The following is a 16,202-nucleotide window of genomic DNA, read 5'->3' on the forward strand; positions in this document are numbered from 1 at the left end:
CAGATGGAACTCCGGCCAGCCCAGCGTGGCGTTGACGAGAATGTCAGTGCGTTCGGTCACCACCCGCGAAATCAGCGCAGCCGCTCCATAGCCGACCACGACCCCCGCCCCCGCGCCGGCGAAGATAAGGGTGGCGGCATAGGACCATACCACCGCGAAAACGAAGCGGTTGGGGGCGCCGAGGGCGCGCAGCAGGGCCAGGCGGCGGGCGAACAGGCGCGTGAGGATGACCAGCCCGGCCAGCACCCCGGCGGTGACCAGGATTTGTGTAACCACGGCCAGAATGCTCATCAACTGGCGGACATCCCCCATCAGCGAATAGAGGCTGGCCAGGACCGCGCCGGGAAAAAACGCCATGGTTTCGGACGTGGTGAACCGGGCGCGCAGGGCATAGTTGACATAAAGCTGTTCGGCGGACACCAGGATCGCCGGGGTGCCGGGGAAATAATCCGGATCGAAGGGCGGGCCGAGCTGATCGACGTTTTCGGGGGCGTGGCCATTGGCGAGGCCGTGGATTTCCCAGACGGCTTCGACCGGAACGATGATGGCGCGGTCCCACGGGCTGCCGGTGGGCTGCATGCGGCCGGCGACAGTGTAGTCAACATGGGCGTGGGCATCGTCTTCGGCGGCATCGCCTACCCCATGGGCGGGAGAAAACCTGTCGCCGAGCGCCAGCTCGACGCGGGAGCCGATGATGGCATCGGTATGGGCGGCAAACATTTCGCCTTCGGCGAGGGCGTCCGACAGGTGGGTCACGAACTGGGCGGTGGAGCCGACGATCGGATAGCTCTGGTAGCTGTCGCCATAGGCGATGGGCGCGGCGAGGGAAACATCGGGGGCGTTGGCCACTTCGTCGTAGATTTGACCCGAGAGCAGGGGCACGTCGGAGGGCTGGAGATAAACGGCGGCGAACATCATGGTGATTTCACTGCCCGGCGCGGCGATGACCAGATCGAACGGATCGGCGGCACGGGCCGTCCCCTGCCGTAAGCCGCGCTCCTGGGCGATGAGCCCCACTCCGATCCCCACCGAAATGGCAATGAGGGCCACGAACAGCACATTGGTCCAGCGAAAGCGCCACAGCATGGCGCGGGCCAGCCCGAACGGGCGATAGCCGACCAGCACCAGGGCGCCCACGACAAGGGCGGGCAGTAGAAGGACCACCAGAATGGTGATGTCCTGGGCCAGAACCGGCATCCATTCAATGGCGCGGTAGAGGGGAGCAAGGGGGTTCATGGGTGCATCTGCCAGGCTATCGGGTTTTTGGGTGGGGTAGGGGGCTGAGGGGGAGAAATCCCCAGCGTGACATCTTGGACCGGAGCCGGGATGACGGTAGGCGGCGGCGGTGAGGCTGGAACGCCAACTCTTCCGGTTACTGGATCCCGGGTCTTCGCCCGGGATGACGGGAGGCGGGTGGGGGAGCGCCTGCCATCTTCTGCAACGCACCAAAACCAACCCCGGCACCTGCCATGGGAGCCCCCTTCTCCCCTGGTGGGAGAAGGGTTGGGGATGAGGGGGGTGCTGAGGTTCGATGTGAACCGCCGGTGGCCGGGCAGTCTCGGCGCACCCCTCATCCGACTTTTCGCTGCGCGAAAGCCCACCTTCTCCCTCAGGGGGAGAAGGGCAGATGGGGCGGCGGTTCGGCAGGAGGCACGGGCGCAGCTATGGGAGCCCCCCTCTCCCCTTGAGGGAGAGGGGCCGGGGGCGAGGGGTGCGCTGAGGGGGAGAAAACCCCAGCGTGTCATCCCGGCCTTGAGCCGGGATCCTATATGCGGCGGCGGTGAGGGTGGAACGCCAACTCTGCCGGTTACTGGATCCCGGGTCTTCGCCCGGGATGACGGAAGGCGGATGGGGGAGCGCGGCGTTTCACTCAAGGGGAGAAGGGAAAGTGAGGGTGGGGGCCCACCAAACGGGCCCCCCTCATCCGCCCCTTTGGGGCACCTTCTCCCACCAGGGGAGAAGGGGCGCTTGGGGGAGCGCCTGCCATCTTCTGCCACGCACCAAAACCAACCCCGGCGCCTGTCAAGGGAGCCCCCTTCTCCCCTGGTGGGAGAAGGGTTGGGGATGAGGGGGGCGCTGAGGGGGAGAAATCCCCAGCGTGTCATCCCGGACCGGAGCCGGGATCCGGTATGCGGCGGCGGTGAGGCTGGAACGCCAACTCTTCCGGTTACTGGCTCCCGGGTCTTCTCCCGGGATGACGGGAGGCGGGTGGGGGAGCGCGGCGTTTCACTCAAGGGGGGAAGGGTAGAAAGGGGCGGCGCTATGGCTGATGGGCTAGCCATTGGGGGGCTCGGTGGAAACGATCTGGCCGTCGACGATTTCGATGATCCGGTCCATGCGGGTATGGACCGCCGGGTCGTGGCTGACGGCCACCAGGGTCTTGCCCTCGGCGCGGACCAGACTGATCAGGTCTTCGATCAGCCGGTCGGCGGTGTTGCGGTCGAGGCTGGCGGTGGGCTCGTCGGCGAGGATGATTTCCGGATCGGCGGCCAGGGCGCGCGCGATGGCGACGCGTTGGCGCTCGCCGCCTGAAAAGCTCTCGACCGTGCGGGCGCCGTGGGAAATGCCGAGCCGGTCAAGCCCCGATTGGGCCTGGGACAGGATGGCGGACTGGCGGGCGCGGCTGCTGTAGGCGCCGGCCAGCGCCGCATTGGCGGCGGCGGACAATTCCTCGAACAGCAGGAAATCCTGAAACACCATGCCCATGTGATGGCGGCGGAAACGGGCGCGGGCCTCGCTGGACAGCGCCATGATGTCGGTATCGCCCCAGCGCACCGTGCCGCTGGCCCGATCGGCCAGCCCGGTGATGGAGAACAGGAACGTCGACTTGCCGGCCCCCGAAGGACCGCGCACGCCAAGACAGACGCCCGGGGCCAGCGACAGGGCCGGAACGCTCAGCAGCATCCGGCCCGATGGCGCCTTCACCTCAAGCCCGGTAATTTCAAGACCAAGTGCCATGGATCGGATCAGACGCGTTCCTGCACCGCATCCATGATGCGGACGCGGCTGACAAAGCCCAGTTCGGGATCGGTATAGGTGCCCAACTCCAACGTGCCGCGGGTGATGATCTTGACGTTGAAGGGAATGACGTTGACCACCCGCTGGGCATAGACGGCGAGGATGTCGTTGGGCCATTCGGCCTCCGACGAACAGAACGGGCAGACCGCCATGGGGATATTGGTCAAGACGTAGAAATTGGAATCGGCCTTGAGCGGCGGGGCCATGAACCCCTCGATGGCGACCCGGCTCCCGGCGTTTTCGAGCGCGAACGGGGTGAAGCTCATGTCTTTTTCATAGAGCTCGCGCAACCGCACCTGCGGTTCGGCGGCGGTGGCCCCGGTGACGATGAAGGGGGCAGCGAGCACGGCGCCTGTGGCAGTGGCGAAAAATCCGCGGCGGTTCATGGAAACTCTCCTTTGCCTGAATGCGGGCCGACGATAGCAGCGGCGGGGGCGAAGCGTGTGACAGTTCAATGAAAAGAGGGCCGGGCGACCGGCCCTCTCCAGGATGTGATCGCAGGGCTTATCGGGCCGAGGCGATAGCGGCGTGGTTCATGACGTGGAAGATCATTTCCTGATCCATGGTACCACCGAACAGGTGCGCCCAGGGGCCGGTGGCCCACAGGCCAACGTCAACGCCGGAGTGGCTTTCCGAGCTCATCGGGATCAGCGCCTGCTGCAGGTAGTCCGGATCGAGGACTTCTTCCTGGGTCAGGGCCGGGCGCGCACCGGAATAGGTGCCGTCTTCCTGCTCGATCAGGATCGAACCGGCACCGTTGCCGAAGGTGACGACGGTGTAGGGCAGGCCGTCATCGGCAAGCACAGGCTCGCCGGAGTGCTCGACCTGACCGGAAGCGATATCCATGCACAGACCGGTGATCGGGGTGCCACGGCCGCAATAGCCCTGGAAGTTGATCACGTGCTCGTGGTCGGCGGTGACGATCACCAGGGTTTCTTCGAGATCGACCATGTCGAGGGCCGCCTGGATGGCTTCGGCGAAGATGACACCATCGGTGAAGGCACGGTGCGCGTTGCCACCATGCAGGGCATGGTCGACGCGGCCGGCTTCAACCATCAGGTAGAACCCGTCTTCATTGGTCTGGAGCTGTTCGATGGCGGTGACGGTCATGTCGAGCAGCGAAGGCTCACCCTCGGGGCGGTCTTCCTGGTAGTTCATGTCCGAATTGGCGAACAGGCCGATGATCGGCTGGCTGCGGTCGGCGGCAGCGAGGGTTTCGGCATCGTGGACGTATTGGACGCCAAGGCCGTCGAGACGCTCAAGCAGGTTCTGGCCGTCGAGGCGGCGGCCCGTGCCGTTGTCGAGCGCGGTCCCTTCGGGGGCGAAGTCGCGGATACCGCCGCCCAGCGCAACGTCGATGACGCCGGCTTCGAACTGGTTGACGAGCTGAAGGGCGATATCGTCGCAGCCTTCGGGAGCGTCATGGAACCAGTTGCGGTTGGCGGTCTTGGCGTAAACGGCAGCCGGGGTGGCATGGGCGACCGAAGCGGTCGAGACGACGCCAACCGACTTGCCGGCATCGGCGACGATTTCCGAGAACAGGCGCAGCGGAACCTCGGTCGAGCACTCGTTGTAGATCGCGGTGTCGTCGAGGTTGATGGTGTTGAAGACCTGCTTGACGCCGGAGTTCATCGCACCGGCGGTCGGGGCGGAATCCGGGGTCTGGGCGTTGATGTTGTAGGTCTTCATGATCGCCGAATGCGGGAACAGATCGTGCGGGAGGTTGTACTCCTCGCCGAGCAGGCCCTGCTGCTGGCCGGCAAACAGGCGGATGCCATAATTGGGGCCGATGCCCATGCCGTCCGCGACGAACAGGATGACGTTCTTGGCGGTGTTGGTGTTGGGCTCGGCCGCGACGCGCTCGGCGATCAGGGCCTGACCGGCAGTGAAATAGTCGCTTTGGGCCTGCGGCAGGTCCTGGGCGACGACGGTGGATGCGCACAGCGCGATAGCAAGGGAAGACGTAAGCGTCCGACGGATCATGGTTGCCTCCATGGGTTGAACCGAGGCGGACGCTATTTGTCTTCCATGACGCTCAAGTCACGGCGGCGTGACCGTTGAATGACGGTGCAAAAGGCCTGTTGCGCGCGGTAAACGGCTCAATTGGGCGCGACGGTCTGCCCGCGCACCGGCTCACCGCGGGTAACGTCTTGTCCATCGGCGCGATAGTCCTGGAACTGGGCGGGCAGGCCTTCGCCGTTGAACAGATCGGGGGTGGTCTGGAGATGGAAATGCAGGTGCGGCTCGGACGTGTTGCCCGAATTGCCGCACAGGCCCAGCACGTCGCCCGGCGTGACCATATCGCCCTGCTGCACGGTGAGCGAGCCCTGTTGCATATGGGCGAGAAAGGCAAATTCCTCCTCCCCGAGCGCGAGAACGACGTGATTACCCGCGGGGTTTTCCGGATCGGAATCGCCGATGGCAAGATCGGGCAGATCATGGACGGTGGCGATCACCTCGCCCGCGGCGGGGGCGAGGATTTCACGATCCCAGCAATAGTAGTTTTCCAGCGTCTGGGCGTCGCCGGAATGGGACTGGCCGGTTTCGTCGAGGACGAGGAAATCATAGGCGAAGCGCTGCTCGATATTGGCAGCGTGATAATTGTCGGCGATGTCGCGCCCGCCCCAGACGACGAACCATTCGCCCGCGAACGGCAGGCGCAGATCGGCGTGGGTCTGATAGTCGAGCCAGGCGGACTCGGCAGCGACCGGCTGCGACTGGATGACAAACCCGGCAATGCTGCCCTGGGGGCCGAAGGCCCATTGCAGGACGATGGGCGTATCGATTTGTGTCCATTCGCCGGTGCGGGTGTAAATGCCGAAATCGCCTTCGGTGGCGGTGGTTTCATCGAGCACCGATGCTTCTTCGCCGAGCTGGGCGGTGACCGCGTCGTGGAAGGCTTCAAACTCCGGGAGCGACCCCAGCGCTGTCTGCATGTCGGCATCCATCTTGTCCCAGATCGATTCGATGTCTCCGGCCAGGAACGCCTCGCTCTGGGCCCGGCCCTGATCGAGCAGCGAATCATCGGCGGCGGCGGGGAGGGCGATGGCCAGGAGCGGGAGGGCGGGCAAAAGGGCGAGAAGGGGGCGGATCATGGGGGGACTCCGGGTGGTTTCGAGGCGGTTGGTGCACGGGGTGAACGCGCCGGCGACCCGGGTGGTTCACGGATGTCTGATGCGAACTTATCCCCGCGTCACGCTGTCGGGCTAGTGTTGTGGCACGGTGAGATTGCTGTGGCCGGAGCAACGGCCCCTCCACGGTGCTGCGGCACACGGCGGTCTCGCCGGACCTTTTTTCTCCTTTTGAGCGGAAGTGACGATGACCGAGACCGGCGAACCGGACTGGGAGGCGGTGCGCGCCGACTATGAGGCGGGGCATCTGCTGCTGACCGAAGTGGCGCACAACCACGGCACCACGCTCAACAGGCTGCACCATCGGCGCCGGCAGGACAATTGGACACGGCGCAACAGCAAGAGCGGGCGGCCCCGGCGCCGCAACATGCTCGACCGCCTGATGGCGCTGATCGACAACCAGATTTCCCTACTTGAACGACGAACCGGCGAGGATGTGATGAGCGCGACGGAAATGCGGATGATCGAAACCATGACACGGGCTCTCGACAGGATCATGACCCTGGAGACCAGCGACAACAAGATGACCCCCAAACGGGTGCGGCTCGACGCCGAGCTGCTCAATATCCGCGAACGCCTGGCTGAACGGATCGCCCAGCTTGATGTCATCGACGACGAATAATCCGCCGCTGACGGCGGCTGAACGCGCCGCCATGGTCGAGCGCGCCAAGCGCCTGACCGCCGCCGAAACCGAGGCCTTCAAATGCTATTGGGGCATCTGGGGGCACAAGATGCAACGCCCGCCCAAAGGCGACTGGACCACCTGGCTGATGCTGGGCGGGCGCGGGGCGGGCAAGACGCGGGCCGGGGCGGAATGGGTGCGCAACCTCGTGATGGGGCCGCGCCCGGTTTCGCCCATTGCGCTGGTCGGGGAAACCATGGCCGAGGCGCGGGCGGTGATGGTGGAGGGGGTATCGGGGGTGATCTCGGTGCATCCCTATTCCGAACGGCCCCGGCTCGATGTGGGCCGCGCGGTGCTGGTGTGGCCCAATGGCGTCGAGGCCTGGCTGATGCCGGCCAACGACCCTGAACGGTTTCGCGGGCCGCAATTTGCGGCGGCCTGGTGCGATGAGCTGGCCAAATGGCCCAAGGCGGAAGCGACCTGGGACATGCTGCAATTCGGCCTGCGGCTGGGGGACTGGCCGCGGCAACTGGTGACCACCACGCCGCGCCCGACCCGGCTGCTCAAGCGGCTGATGGCCGAGCCGACGACCAGGATTACGCACATGAAAACCCGGGCCAATCGCGACAATCTCGCCCCGGCGTTTCTTGAAGCCGTTGTCGCGCGCTATCGCGGCACGGCGCTGGGGCGGCAGGAACTCGACGGCGAGATGATCGAGGAAGTGCCGGGCGCATTGTGGACCCGGCGGCAGATCGAGGAGGGGCGGATGGAGGCCCCGCCGGCGCTCTCGCGCATCATCGTGGCAGTGGACCCGCCCGTGACCGGGGGCAAGAATTCGGACGCCTGCGGCATCGTGGTGGCGGGCCGCTGTGGCGACACGGCGGTGGTTCTGGCCGACCGCACGGTGCAGGGGACGACCCCGGTGGGCTGGGCGCGGGTGGCGGTGACCGCCTTCCACGAATTTGCCGCCGACACCATCATCGCCGAGGTCAACCAGGGCGGCGATCTGGTGGCGCAGGTGCTCAATCAGGTGGATGCCTCGGTGCCGGTCCGCACGGTGCGGGCCAATCGCGGCAAATGGGTACGGGCCGAACCGGTAGCCGCGCTCTATGCGCAGGGCCGCGTGAGCCATGTGGGGCTGCTGGCCGACCTCGAAGACGAACTCTGCGCCTTCGGCCCCGACGGGCTGGCCGACGGCCACTCCCCCGACCGCATGGACGCGCTGGTCTGGGCCGTTGGGGAACTGCTGCTGCGCGAGGGGCCCGTGCCGAGGGTGAGGGTGTGAGGCAACTTATCCCCGCGTCACGGGGGTGGGGTATGGTTGTGGCATGATGGGAATGGTGCGGCGGTGGGCACCGGGGGGCGGTGGCACCGGGGCGGTTAGCGCGGGGCGCGCTGCGGGGACAAGCGATAAGGATCGAGATGATGGCCAAGTGGTTTGACCGCCTGCGGGGCGGGCAATCGCGCGCGTCCGGGGAAACCAAGATGGCGGGGGCGCAGACGCTGTTCACGCTTTCGCCTTTGGGCCTGGGCGCGGGCCCCAGAAAAGGGTTTGCGGCGCTGGCGGGAGAGGGGTTCGGGCGCAACGCGGTGGTCTATCGCTGCGTGCGCATGGTGGCGGAAAACGCGGCGCGGGTGCCGCTGGAGGTGCGCGACGGCGAAAACGTGCTCACCGAGCACCCGCTGTTGAGCCTTCTGGCCCGCCCCAACCGCCGCCAGGACGGCAAGGCGCTGCTCGAACGGGTGTTTATCTATCTGCAACTGGCGGGCAACGCCTATCTCGATGCGGCCATCGTCGATGGCGCGGTCAAGGGGGTTTTCGGGCTGCGACCGGACCGGATGGCGGTGATCGCCGGGCGCGACGGCTGGCCGATCGGCTATGCCTATACCGCCGGTGGCAAGACGCAGCGGCTGATGCTCGACACCGAACCCGTGCCGCGCGTGCTGCATCTGAGCCTGTTCGATCCGCTGGACGATCATTACGGCATGGCGCCGCTGAGCGCCGCGCAGGCCAGCCTTGAAACCCACAATGCGGCGACCTCGTGGAACCGCGCCCTGCTGGAAAACGCGGCGCGGCCCTCGGGGGCGCTGGTCTATAACGCGGCGGCGGGAAATTTGAGCGAAGAGCAATATCAGCGGCTCAAGACCGAGCTGGAACAAGGGTTTACCGGGGCGCTCAATGCCGGGCGGCCCATGGTGCTCGAAGGCGGGCTCGATTGGAAATCCATTGCCCTGACGCCGCGCGATATGGATTTCCTCGAAGCCAAAAGCGCAGCGGCGCGCGAGATTGCGCTGGCCTTCGGCGTGCCGCCGATGCTGCTGGGCATTCCGGGGGACAATACCTACGCCAACTATGCTGAGGCAAGCCGGGCCCTGTGGCGGCAGACGGTGATCCCGCTGGTCACCTCGGTCTGTGCCGCACTGACCCACTGGCTGTCGCCAGCCTTCGACGGGGTGGAACTGGTGCCCGATTTCGACGTGATCGAGGCGCTGGCCGCCGACCGGGCCATGGACTGGCAGCGGGTGGGGAGCGCGGATTTCCTCACCGACGACGAGAAGCGCGAAATGCTGGGGTTCGGGAAGAACCGGTGAGGTAACGCAGATGGACGAGATTATTTCGACGGTGCTGACAAAAGGCGATCTGGCGCATGTGGCGCTGTTCTTGTGGGCGGGCGGAGCGAGCGCGGCGGTGCTGATGCTGCTGCGCGAGCTGTCGGCGGCCAATCGCCGGTTCAATACGTTTGTGACCGAAATCGCCCAGCTCAATCGACTGTTCAGGGATCAATGACGATGCGGAAAAGCAAAAGACCGAAGGCCGAAGCGGGCGAGGCCAATCAGGTGTTCCGGCAGTTCGCCTGGAACCTCGCGGGCACGCTGAGCAAAAGCCCCAAGGCGCCGACCCGGTCGTCCGGCGGCAAAGGCGAAGTGACCGGAGGCAAGCGGGGGGCAGCGCAATGACGATGGCTATCGACGCCGACGGCCGGTTCACCGGTTACGCCTCGGTGTTCGGGCGGCGCGATGGCGGAGGGGACATCGTGATGCGCGGCGCGTTCCGCGAGAGCCTTGCGGCGCGCGGCGCGGACCGGGTGCGGTTGCTGTTCCAGCACGATCCCAAGGAGCCGGTGGGGCGCTGGGACGAGATCGTCGAGGACGGGTTCGGCTTGAAAGTGTCCGGGCGGCTGATCGAGGGCGTGCCGCGCGCGGCCGGGCTCAAGGCGCTGATCGCGCAGCGGGCGATCGACGGTCTGTCGATCGGCTTTCGCGCCGTGCGGGCGACGCGCGAGGGCCAGAACGGAGGACGACGGCTATGGGCGGTCGACCTGTGGGAAATCTCCATCGTGACCTTTCCGATGATGGACGCGGCGCGGATTTTGGCCGTGCCCGATGGGGACGCGCGGCTGGCTGACAGGATGGGGGCGGCGGTGCGGTTGCTGCGCGGGTAGGGCGGCGATTTTCGTCTGGCACGGCGGCCCGCCCGTTGGCTCGGCGTGTACTGGATCCCGGATCAAGTCCGGGATGACGGGGTGGGGCGTGGAGGACGTGAGGACAGGCAGGCAATGGTGACGTGGGGACATGGTCGCCGGGATTGAATGGAACCGAAAAAGGACAATCGATGACGAAACATGCTGAACCGCGCCTGGAGACCAAGGTTGCGGCGGGTGGGGATTTGAACGGGGTGATGGCCGAATTGATGTCGGCGTTCGAGGAGTTCAAATCGACAAATGATGAACGGCTGGCCGAACTGGAAAAGCGCGGCAGCGCCGATACGCTGCTCGACGCTAAGCTCGACAAGCTCAACGCGGTACTCGATGGGCACAAATCGGCGCTCGACCGGGCGGCGGTGGACAAGGCGCGTCCGGCGCTGGAGGGCGGGCGGGCCGTCGAGGGCGACGAATATAAGGATGCGTTTTCGGCCTATGTGAAGCGCGGCGAGGAAAAGGCGCTGTCGGTCGGCTCCAACCCCGATGGCGGCTATCTGGTGCCGGCCCAGACCGAAACCGAAATCACCCGGTTGCTGACCGGGATTTCGCCGATGCGCGCCATCTGCGGCGTGCGGCAGGTGTCGTCCTCGGTGTATAAAAAGCCGATCACGGTGACGGGGCCGCAGGTCGGCTGGGTGGGCGAGACGGCGGCGCGCAATCAGACCAATGCGCAGGTGATCGACGAGCTGAGCTTTCCGACTACCGAGCTGTACGCCATGCCCGCCGCGACCCAGGCGTTTCTCGACGATGCCGTGGTCGATGTGGGCCAGTGGATCGCCGAAGAGGTCAACGCGGCCTTCGCTGAGCAGGAAACCAAGGCGTTTATCCTCGGCGACGGCGTCAACAAGCCCTCGGGTTTCCTCGATGCCGACACGGTGGCCGAGGACAACTGGGCCTGGGAAAAGCTGGGCTATATCGCGACCGGCGAGGAGGGCGGATTTTCCAGCGGAGCGGCGGGGGATGCCTCGGACGTGCTGGTCGATCTGGTCTATGCGCTCAAGGCCGGATATCGGCAGAACGCCTCGTGGCTGATGAACCGGCGCACGCAGGCGGCGGTGCGCAAGCTCAAGGATGCCGATGGCGGCTATCTGTGGCAGCCGGCGGCAACGCCGGACGGGCGCGCCAGCCTGATGGGCTTTCCGCTGGTTGAGGCCGAGGACATGCCCGATATCGATGTGGACAGCTTTTCCATCGCGTTCGGGGATTTCCGCCGCGGCTATCTGATCGTCGACCGGCAGGGGGTGAACGTCTTGCGCGATCCCTATTCGGCCAAACCCTATGTGCTGTTTTACACCACCAAGCGCGTGGGCGGCGGGGTAGCCGATTTCGACGCGATCAAGCTGCTCAAGTTCGGGGAGTAGCGGCGGGCGTTGAGGATAGAGTCGCAGCGCTGGATACCCATGTAGCCGGCGTTCCGCCGGCGCCCCCCTCCCGTCCTCCCCCGCAAGGTGGGGAGGTGCCGAGCTGGGGGGTGGGTACGGTCAATACCAAATCAAAAGAACACTCTCCCTTGACGGGGATGGTCGGGGAGGCACAGCGCACCCCTCATCCGACCTTTCGCTTTCAGCGAAAGCCCACCTTCTCCCTCAAGGAGGAAGAGAAGATCAGCGCTTGCTGAAAGAGCCCCCTCTCCATTGGGGCAAGGAGAGGGTCGGAGTGGCATCGACCTGCGCTTCCATCCTCAGCGTGTCATCCCGGCCTTGAGCCGGGATCTAGTATGCTCAGCGCTTAGGGAAGAACCGCGGCGCTGCCGGTTACTGGATCCCGGATCAGGTCCGGGATGACCGGGGGTGGGAGGGGCTGCGCTGAGCACCCCCTCATCCGATCTTTCGCTTTTAGCGAAAGCCCCCTTCTCCCCCTGAGGGAGAGGGGATGGGGGTGAGGGGTGCGCTGAATAGGCCGGGTGCGATTCCGGTCGCTTTCGAACGCTAACATTCAAAAGAGAGCACAGATGACATCTTACCTTCTGGCCGGAGCGGTCGAGGAGCCGGTTTCGCTTGCGGCGATGAAAGCGCATCTGCGGGTGGAGGATGAGGCCGAGGACGGCCTGATCGAGACACTCATTTCGGCGGCGCGGGTGCATGTGGAGAGCCTTTCGGGGCGGGCGCTGCTCGATCAGACCTGGCGGCTGACGCTCGATGCGTGGCCAGAGGACAGGATCGTGCCGTTGCCGGTGTCGCCGGTGACCGCGCTGAGTGAAATCCGGGCGTATGACGCTGGTGGGACCGTCCATCAGATCGATGTGGCGCAGTTTCTCCTCGACGGCAGGGCCAATCCGGCCCGGATCATCGTGCCTGCTGTGATTGCCGGAATGCCCGTGCTGCGGGCGCGCAGGGGGATCGAGATCGACTACACCGCCGGATATGGCGAGGCCGAAGACGTGCCCGCCGATCTGAGCCAGGCGGTGCGGATGCTGGCCGCCTTTTGGTACGAAAACCGCGATCTGGCCACCGGTGAGATGCGGGCGGTACCGGGGACGATCGGCCGGATGGTTTCGGCCTATCGGCGGGTGCGGCTGTGAGGGGCGCGGTGCCGCCGATCGGCAGCCTGCGCGACCGGGTGCAATTGCAGCGGCGCGAAATGGCCCTGCTGCCCGATGGTGGGCACGAAACCCTGTTTTTGCCACTGGCCACCGTGTGGGCGCGGGTGCGGCCGCGCTCGGCGCGGATGCTGCGCGAGGGCGACGGGCGGGCCGCAAGCTCGACCCACGGCGTGGTGCTGCGGTTTCGCAAGGATGTGCGCGCCGGAGATCGGATCGTCTATCGCGGGCGGACACTGGAGGTGGTCGAGGCCGAGGATATCAACGGACGCCGGGCGTATCTGTCGTGCCTGTGCGTTGAAACCGCGATGGTGGGGTGAACGATGAACGCGCTGGATGCTGTGCAAGGGGCGCTGGTCGCCGCCTGGACCGAGGACGCGCCGCTGAAACTGTTGCTCGGCGCGGGACGGATTTTCGATGCGCCGCCACGGGGAATGCAGCCGCCCTACGTGGCGATTTTGCGCCATGACGCGGTGCCGCGCGATGGGGACGAGGCTCCGGGGATCGAGCACCGGTTGACCATCCACTGTTGGAGCCCGCAACCGTCGCGCTCGGCGGCGCTGGCCATTTCGCACCGCATCGAACGGGTGGCGGTGGCAGGGGAGCTCGCTCCTGTGGGGCACGTCGTGACCCATCGCAGGCATGTGCGAACGGAAACGGCGATCGATCTGGGGACGGGACGGGCGCGGGCAGCAGTGGAGCTGCGGGTGTTTTCGGAGCCGGTGGAGTAGCTTTGATGGTGAGCGTAACCGACCACCTCCGTCATCCCGGGCGGCGATCCGGGATCCAGTATCCGGCAGAGCTGCGGTTCTATCTCCGACGCTGCCGTGTACTGAATCCCGGCTCAAGGCCGGGATGACAGGCTGATGATGGGGCGCCGCGGACGGCCCCCTTTCCCATCGCCCTCAAGGAAAAAGGGAAGCAACCGGCCAGCTTTGAGCGGAACAGGGGCGCGGGGCTTTAACGGGCAACCAGATTTGAAAAGGAACACACGATGGCAGCCCAGAGTGGCAAGGACATGTTGCTCAAGCTCGACCAGACGGGGACGGGCAGTTTTCTGACGGTGGCGGGATTGCGGACGCGGCAGATCGCCTTTAACGCGGCGAGCGTGGACACCACCGATGCCGAGAGCGCCGGGCGGTGGCGCGAATTACTGGAGGGCGGGGGCGTCAAACGGGCGGCGGTTTCGGGATCGGGGATTTTCAAGGACCGGGCTTCGGACGCCGAAGTGCGGGCGCTGTTTTTCGCCGGAACGATCCGCGGCTGGCAACTGATCCTGCCCGGATTCGGCACAGTGTCGGGGCCGTTCCAGATCGTGGCGCTGGAATATTCCGGCGATCATGCGGGGGAAGTGACGTTCGAATTGGCACTGGAAAGCGCGGGCGAGATCGGGTTCAGCGCGGTCTAGGAGTGCTTCCAGCAAAAGTGGGCATCGCTTTTGTGGTTCGGAAGCGCGACCAGCAGAGGGGAGGTGCTTCCAGCGAAGGTGGGTACCACTTTTGTGGTTTGGACCCGAACCGCCGCGCAAGCGAAACGCGACCGAGCGGCGGTTCGAGTGGCGCTAGCGAGGGGGAAAGTTCTGGGCGGTGTGGATGAGTTGGAGGATGTGAATTTCGTCGCCCCGAACTGAGTAGATAATGAAATAGGGCAGGCCGCGAACCAGCTTTTCGAACGTTCCGGCAATTCGACCGGGGCGGCCTGTTGGCAGGACGGCCAACCGTTCGCCAGCGGCCACCAGACGGCGCGCTACCGATTCAGCGCTGCGGGGATCGTCCGAAGCTATGAAGTTGAAAATAGACTGCAATTGCAGCTGTGATTGGGGCGACCAGATCGTGCGCCCCATTGGTCAGGCACTTTTGCGGGCGTGCCTGGCATAGGCATCGGCAATTATGCGGTCGAGGTTCTGCGTGACCTGTTCATGAGAGGCACCTTCGCCGCGTTCGATGCTCCGCATGGCGTCCAAAGTGCCCTCGCAAATCGCGATTTCGCGGTCGATGTGATCGTCAAGCATGCGGGCGACGAGGAAGGACTTCGAGCGCTCGGTGATCGAGGCCAGGCGGTCGAGCTTGGCCTTGGTTTGCGCTGACAGGCGGACGGTGAGGGTGGTGGTGCGTTTGGCGGGCATGGGAGCCTCCGCGTGTACATCTGAACACATGGCAATCACTGCGAACACAAATTAACACATTTAAGGAGCCATCGCCATGGCCAATCCCCAACGGGGCGAAATCGACGCCGAGATCGGCGGCGAGACCAAAACGCTGTGCCTGACGCTGGGCGCGCTGGCAGAACTGGAAGCGCGGTTGCAGACCGGCGACCTCAACGGGCTGGCCGAACGCTTCGCCGAAGGGCGGATTTCGGCGCGCGACCTGATGGCGATCATCGGGGCGGGACTGCGCGGGGCAGGAAATGCCATCACCGATGACGATCTGGCCCGGCTGTCGATCGAGGGGGGCCTCAAGGGCGCGGCGCAGATTTGCGTGCGGCTGCTGCGGGCGACGTTTGGAGATGCGCAATGACCCGGTTTCCCTGGGCGGACACCATGGCGTTCGGGTTGGGAGTGTTGCGGCTTGCGCCACAGACCTTCTGGGCGATGACGCCGCGTGAACTGGCCGCCGCCCATGCCGGCGTCAAAGGGCGGACCGGCGGGGCGCCCGATCGGGCCGCGCTGGATGGGTTGATGACGCTTTTTCCCGATGGAGACGGACGATGACCGAGCTGTTCGGCGAGCGCTTTGAAGCGGAGATGAGCGATGTCGCGGTCGAACTCCAGCGCATCCGCGATCTGGGCACTTCGGTTGGGACGACGCTCACCCGGTCGCTGCGCGGCGCGATCATGGAGGGGCGGTCGTTGCGCACATTGCTCGCCGATATCGGGCGGGCCTTTGCCGATATCGCGCTGAAGGCGGCGCTCAAGCCACTGGGTGAACTGGTGAGTGGCGGGATCGAGAGCCTGTTTTCAGGGCTCAATCCGGCGCTGGGACAGGTGACGCCCTTTGCCAAGGGCGGAGTGCTGGCCGCGCCCACCTATTTCCCGATGGCGGGGCAATGGGGGCTGGCCGGGGAAGCCGGGCCGGAAGCGATCCTGCCCCTGCAGCGCGGAGCGGATGGACGGCTGGGCGTTGCGGCGGGCGGTGGCGGGCAGGCGGTGACGGTCAATTTCAATGTGAGCGCGCCGGATGCAAGAAGCTTCGTTGCGGCGGAGGCGGAGGTCAACGCCATGCTGCTGCGGGCCGTACGGCGGGGGACACGGGGGAGTTAGAGTCTGCGGGGCGGTTCTAGTGGAGGCGCGCTGTGGTGCCTCATCACCGGCGTGCCGTCCCTGGCGAAGACCCGGGTATCCAATATGCGGCGGGGTGAGGAAAGACTCGCGGCTCTGCCGGTTACTGGATCCCGGATCAAGTCCGGGATGAC

The 16,202-nt window shown here is 65.7% G+C and carries 21 protein-coding genes; 14 read left to right on the forward strand and 7 right to left on the reverse strand.

The window, feature by feature from the left end; translation table 11 throughout:
* The 5 genes from VNS12_RS12560 to VNS12_RS12580 form a co-directional block, all read right to left on the reverse strand.
* Window positions 1–1,236 (reverse strand): FtsX-like permease family protein (locus VNS12_RS12560; protein ID WP_325488185.1); only part of this gene is annotated, 1,236 nt, incomplete at its 3' end.
* 1,038 nt (window positions 1,237–2,274) lie between these two features.
* The gene (locus tag VNS12_RS12565) at window positions 2,275–2,958 is read right to left on the reverse strand and encodes an ABC transporter ATP-binding protein (protein ID WP_325488186.1); all 684 of its coding nucleotides are present in this window, start codon (window positions 2,956–2,958) and stop codon (window positions 2,275–2,277) included.
* 8 nt (window positions 2,959–2,966) lie between these two features.
* A complete protein-coding gene (locus VNS12_RS12570; protein ID WP_325488187.1) occupies window positions 2,967–3,404 on the reverse strand; it encodes a hypothetical protein in 438 nt (145 codons plus the stop codon).
* A gap of 118 nt (window positions 3,405–3,522) precedes the next feature.
* A complete protein-coding gene (locus tag VNS12_RS12575; protein WP_325488188.1) occupies window positions 3,523–5,001 on the reverse strand; it encodes an alkaline phosphatase in 1,479 nt (492 codons plus the stop codon).
* A 116-nt stretch (window positions 5,002–5,117) separates the two neighbouring features.
* The gene (locus tag VNS12_RS12580; protein WP_325488189.1) at window positions 5,118–6,113 is read right to left on the reverse strand and encodes a peptidoglycan DD-metalloendopeptidase family protein; all 996 of its coding nucleotides are present in this window, start codon (window positions 6,111–6,113) and stop codon (window positions 5,118–5,120) included.
* A 223-nt stretch (window positions 6,114–6,336) separates the two neighbouring features.
* Between VNS12_RS12580 and VNS12_RS12585 the strand changes: the two genes are divergently transcribed.
* The 11 genes from VNS12_RS12585 to VNS12_RS12635 all read left to right on the forward strand — a co-directional run bounded on the left by VNS12_RS12585 (window position 6,337) and on the right by VNS12_RS12635 (window position 14,200).
* Window positions 6,337–6,771 carry a hypothetical protein gene (locus VNS12_RS12585; protein ID WP_325488190.1) on the forward strand — a complete coding sequence of 145 codons (435 nt, stop codon included), beginning with the start codon at window positions 6,337–6,339 and terminating at the stop codon, window positions 6,769–6,771.
* 31 nt (window positions 6,772–6,802) lie between these two features.
* The gene (locus tag VNS12_RS12590; RefSeq protein ID WP_414693119.1) at window positions 6,803–8,056 is read left to right on the forward strand and encodes a DNA-packaging protein; all 1,254 of its coding nucleotides are present in this window, start codon (window positions 6,803–6,805) and stop codon (window positions 8,054–8,056) included.
* A 140-nt stretch (window positions 8,057–8,196) separates the two neighbouring features.
* Entirely contained in the window at window positions 8,197–9,363 is a 1,167-nt protein-coding gene (locus VNS12_RS12595) for a phage portal protein (RefSeq protein ID WP_414693120.1), read from the forward strand.
* 10 nt (window positions 9,364–9,373) lie between these two features.
* The gene (locus tag VNS12_RS12600; RefSeq protein WP_325488193.1) at window positions 9,374–9,559 is read left to right on the forward strand and encodes a hypothetical protein; all 186 of its coding nucleotides are present in this window, start codon (window positions 9,374–9,376) and stop codon (window positions 9,557–9,559) included.
* Window positions 9,560–9,561: 2 nt separating this feature from the next.
* Window positions 9,562–9,729 (forward strand): hypothetical protein, encoded by a 168-nt coding sequence (locus VNS12_RS12605; protein WP_325488194.1) that lies wholly within the window; start codon window positions 9,562–9,564, stop codon window positions 9,727–9,729.
* Complete coding sequence (locus VNS12_RS12610) at window positions 9,726–10,214, forward strand: HK97 family phage prohead protease (protein ID WP_325488195.1); 489 nt, start codon at window positions 9,726–9,728, stop codon at window positions 10,212–10,214. The genes VNS12_RS12605 and VNS12_RS12610 overlap by 4 nt, the downstream gene beginning before the upstream one ends.
* 170 nt (window positions 10,215–10,384) lie before the next feature.
* A complete protein-coding gene (locus VNS12_RS12615) occupies window positions 10,385–11,614 on the forward strand; it encodes a phage major capsid protein (RefSeq protein ID WP_325488196.1) in 1,230 nt (409 codons plus the stop codon).
* Between the two features lie 590 nt (window positions 11,615–12,204).
* Window positions 12,205–12,774, forward strand: coding sequence for a head-tail connector protein (locus tag VNS12_RS12620; RefSeq protein ID WP_325488197.1), 570 nt, complete (start codon window positions 12,205–12,207; stop codon window positions 12,772–12,774).
* 8 nt (window positions 12,775–12,782) lie between these two features.
* On the forward strand, window positions 12,783–13,112 hold the full coding sequence (locus tag VNS12_RS12625) for a phage head closure protein (protein WP_325488198.1): 330 nt from the start codon (window positions 12,783–12,785) through the stop codon (window positions 13,110–13,112).
* A 3-nt stretch (window positions 13,113–13,115) separates the two neighbouring features.
* Window positions 13,116–13,523: a DUF3168 domain-containing protein gene (locus VNS12_RS12630; RefSeq protein ID WP_325488199.1), complete on the forward strand. Its 408-nt coding sequence runs from the start codon at window positions 13,116–13,118 to the stop codon at window positions 13,521–13,523.
* Window positions 13,524–13,786: 263 nt separating this feature from the next.
* Window positions 13,787–14,200: a phage major tail protein, TP901-1 family gene (locus VNS12_RS12635; RefSeq protein WP_325488200.1), complete on the forward strand. Its 414-nt coding sequence runs from the start codon at window positions 13,787–13,789 to the stop codon at window positions 14,198–14,200.
* A gap of 153 nt (window positions 14,201–14,353) precedes the next feature.
* On the opposite strand, the gene VNS12_RS12640 is transcribed toward VNS12_RS12635, so the two are convergent.
* Together VNS12_RS12640 and VNS12_RS12645 are read right to left on the reverse strand one after the other, a co-directional pair.
* Window positions 14,354–14,635, reverse strand: coding sequence for a type II toxin-antitoxin system RelE/ParE family toxin (locus VNS12_RS12640; RefSeq protein WP_325488201.1), 282 nt, complete (start codon window positions 14,633–14,635; stop codon window positions 14,354–14,356).
* A 3-nt stretch (window positions 14,636–14,638) separates the two neighbouring features.
* Complete coding sequence (locus VNS12_RS12645) at window positions 14,639–14,917, reverse strand: CopG family ribbon-helix-helix protein (protein WP_325488202.1); 279 nt, start codon at window positions 14,915–14,917, stop codon at window positions 14,639–14,641.
* A 76-nt stretch (window positions 14,918–14,993) separates the two neighbouring features.
* On the opposite strand from VNS12_RS12645, the gene VNS12_RS12650 reads away from it, so the two are divergent.
* Genes VNS12_RS12650 through VNS12_RS12660 form a run of 3 tightly spaced genes read left to right on the forward strand, consistent with a single transcriptional unit; the run spans window position 14,994 to window position 16,050 of the window.
* On the forward strand, window positions 14,994–15,308 hold the full coding sequence (locus tag VNS12_RS12650) for a gene transfer agent family protein (protein ID WP_325488203.1): 315 nt from the start codon (window positions 14,994–14,996) through the stop codon (window positions 15,306–15,308).
* Window positions 15,305–15,502, forward strand: a complete 198-nt coding sequence (locus VNS12_RS12655; protein ID WP_325488204.1) for a rcc01693 family protein — start codon at window positions 15,305–15,307, stop codon at window positions 15,500–15,502. The genes VNS12_RS12650 and VNS12_RS12655 overlap by 4 nt, the downstream gene beginning before the upstream one ends.
* Entirely contained in the window at window positions 15,499–16,050 is a 552-nt protein-coding gene (locus tag VNS12_RS12660) for a phage tail tape measure protein (protein ID WP_325488205.1), read from the forward strand. The genes VNS12_RS12655 and VNS12_RS12660 overlap by 4 nt, the downstream gene beginning before the upstream one ends.
* The last annotated feature ends 152 nt before the right edge of the window (window positions 16,051–16,202 follow it).

Origin of the sequence: Pelagibacterium sp. (assembly GCF_035555455.1) — a bacterium.
Taxonomy (GTDB): domain Bacteria; phylum Pseudomonadota; class Alphaproteobacteria; order Rhizobiales; family Devosiaceae; genus Pelagibacterium.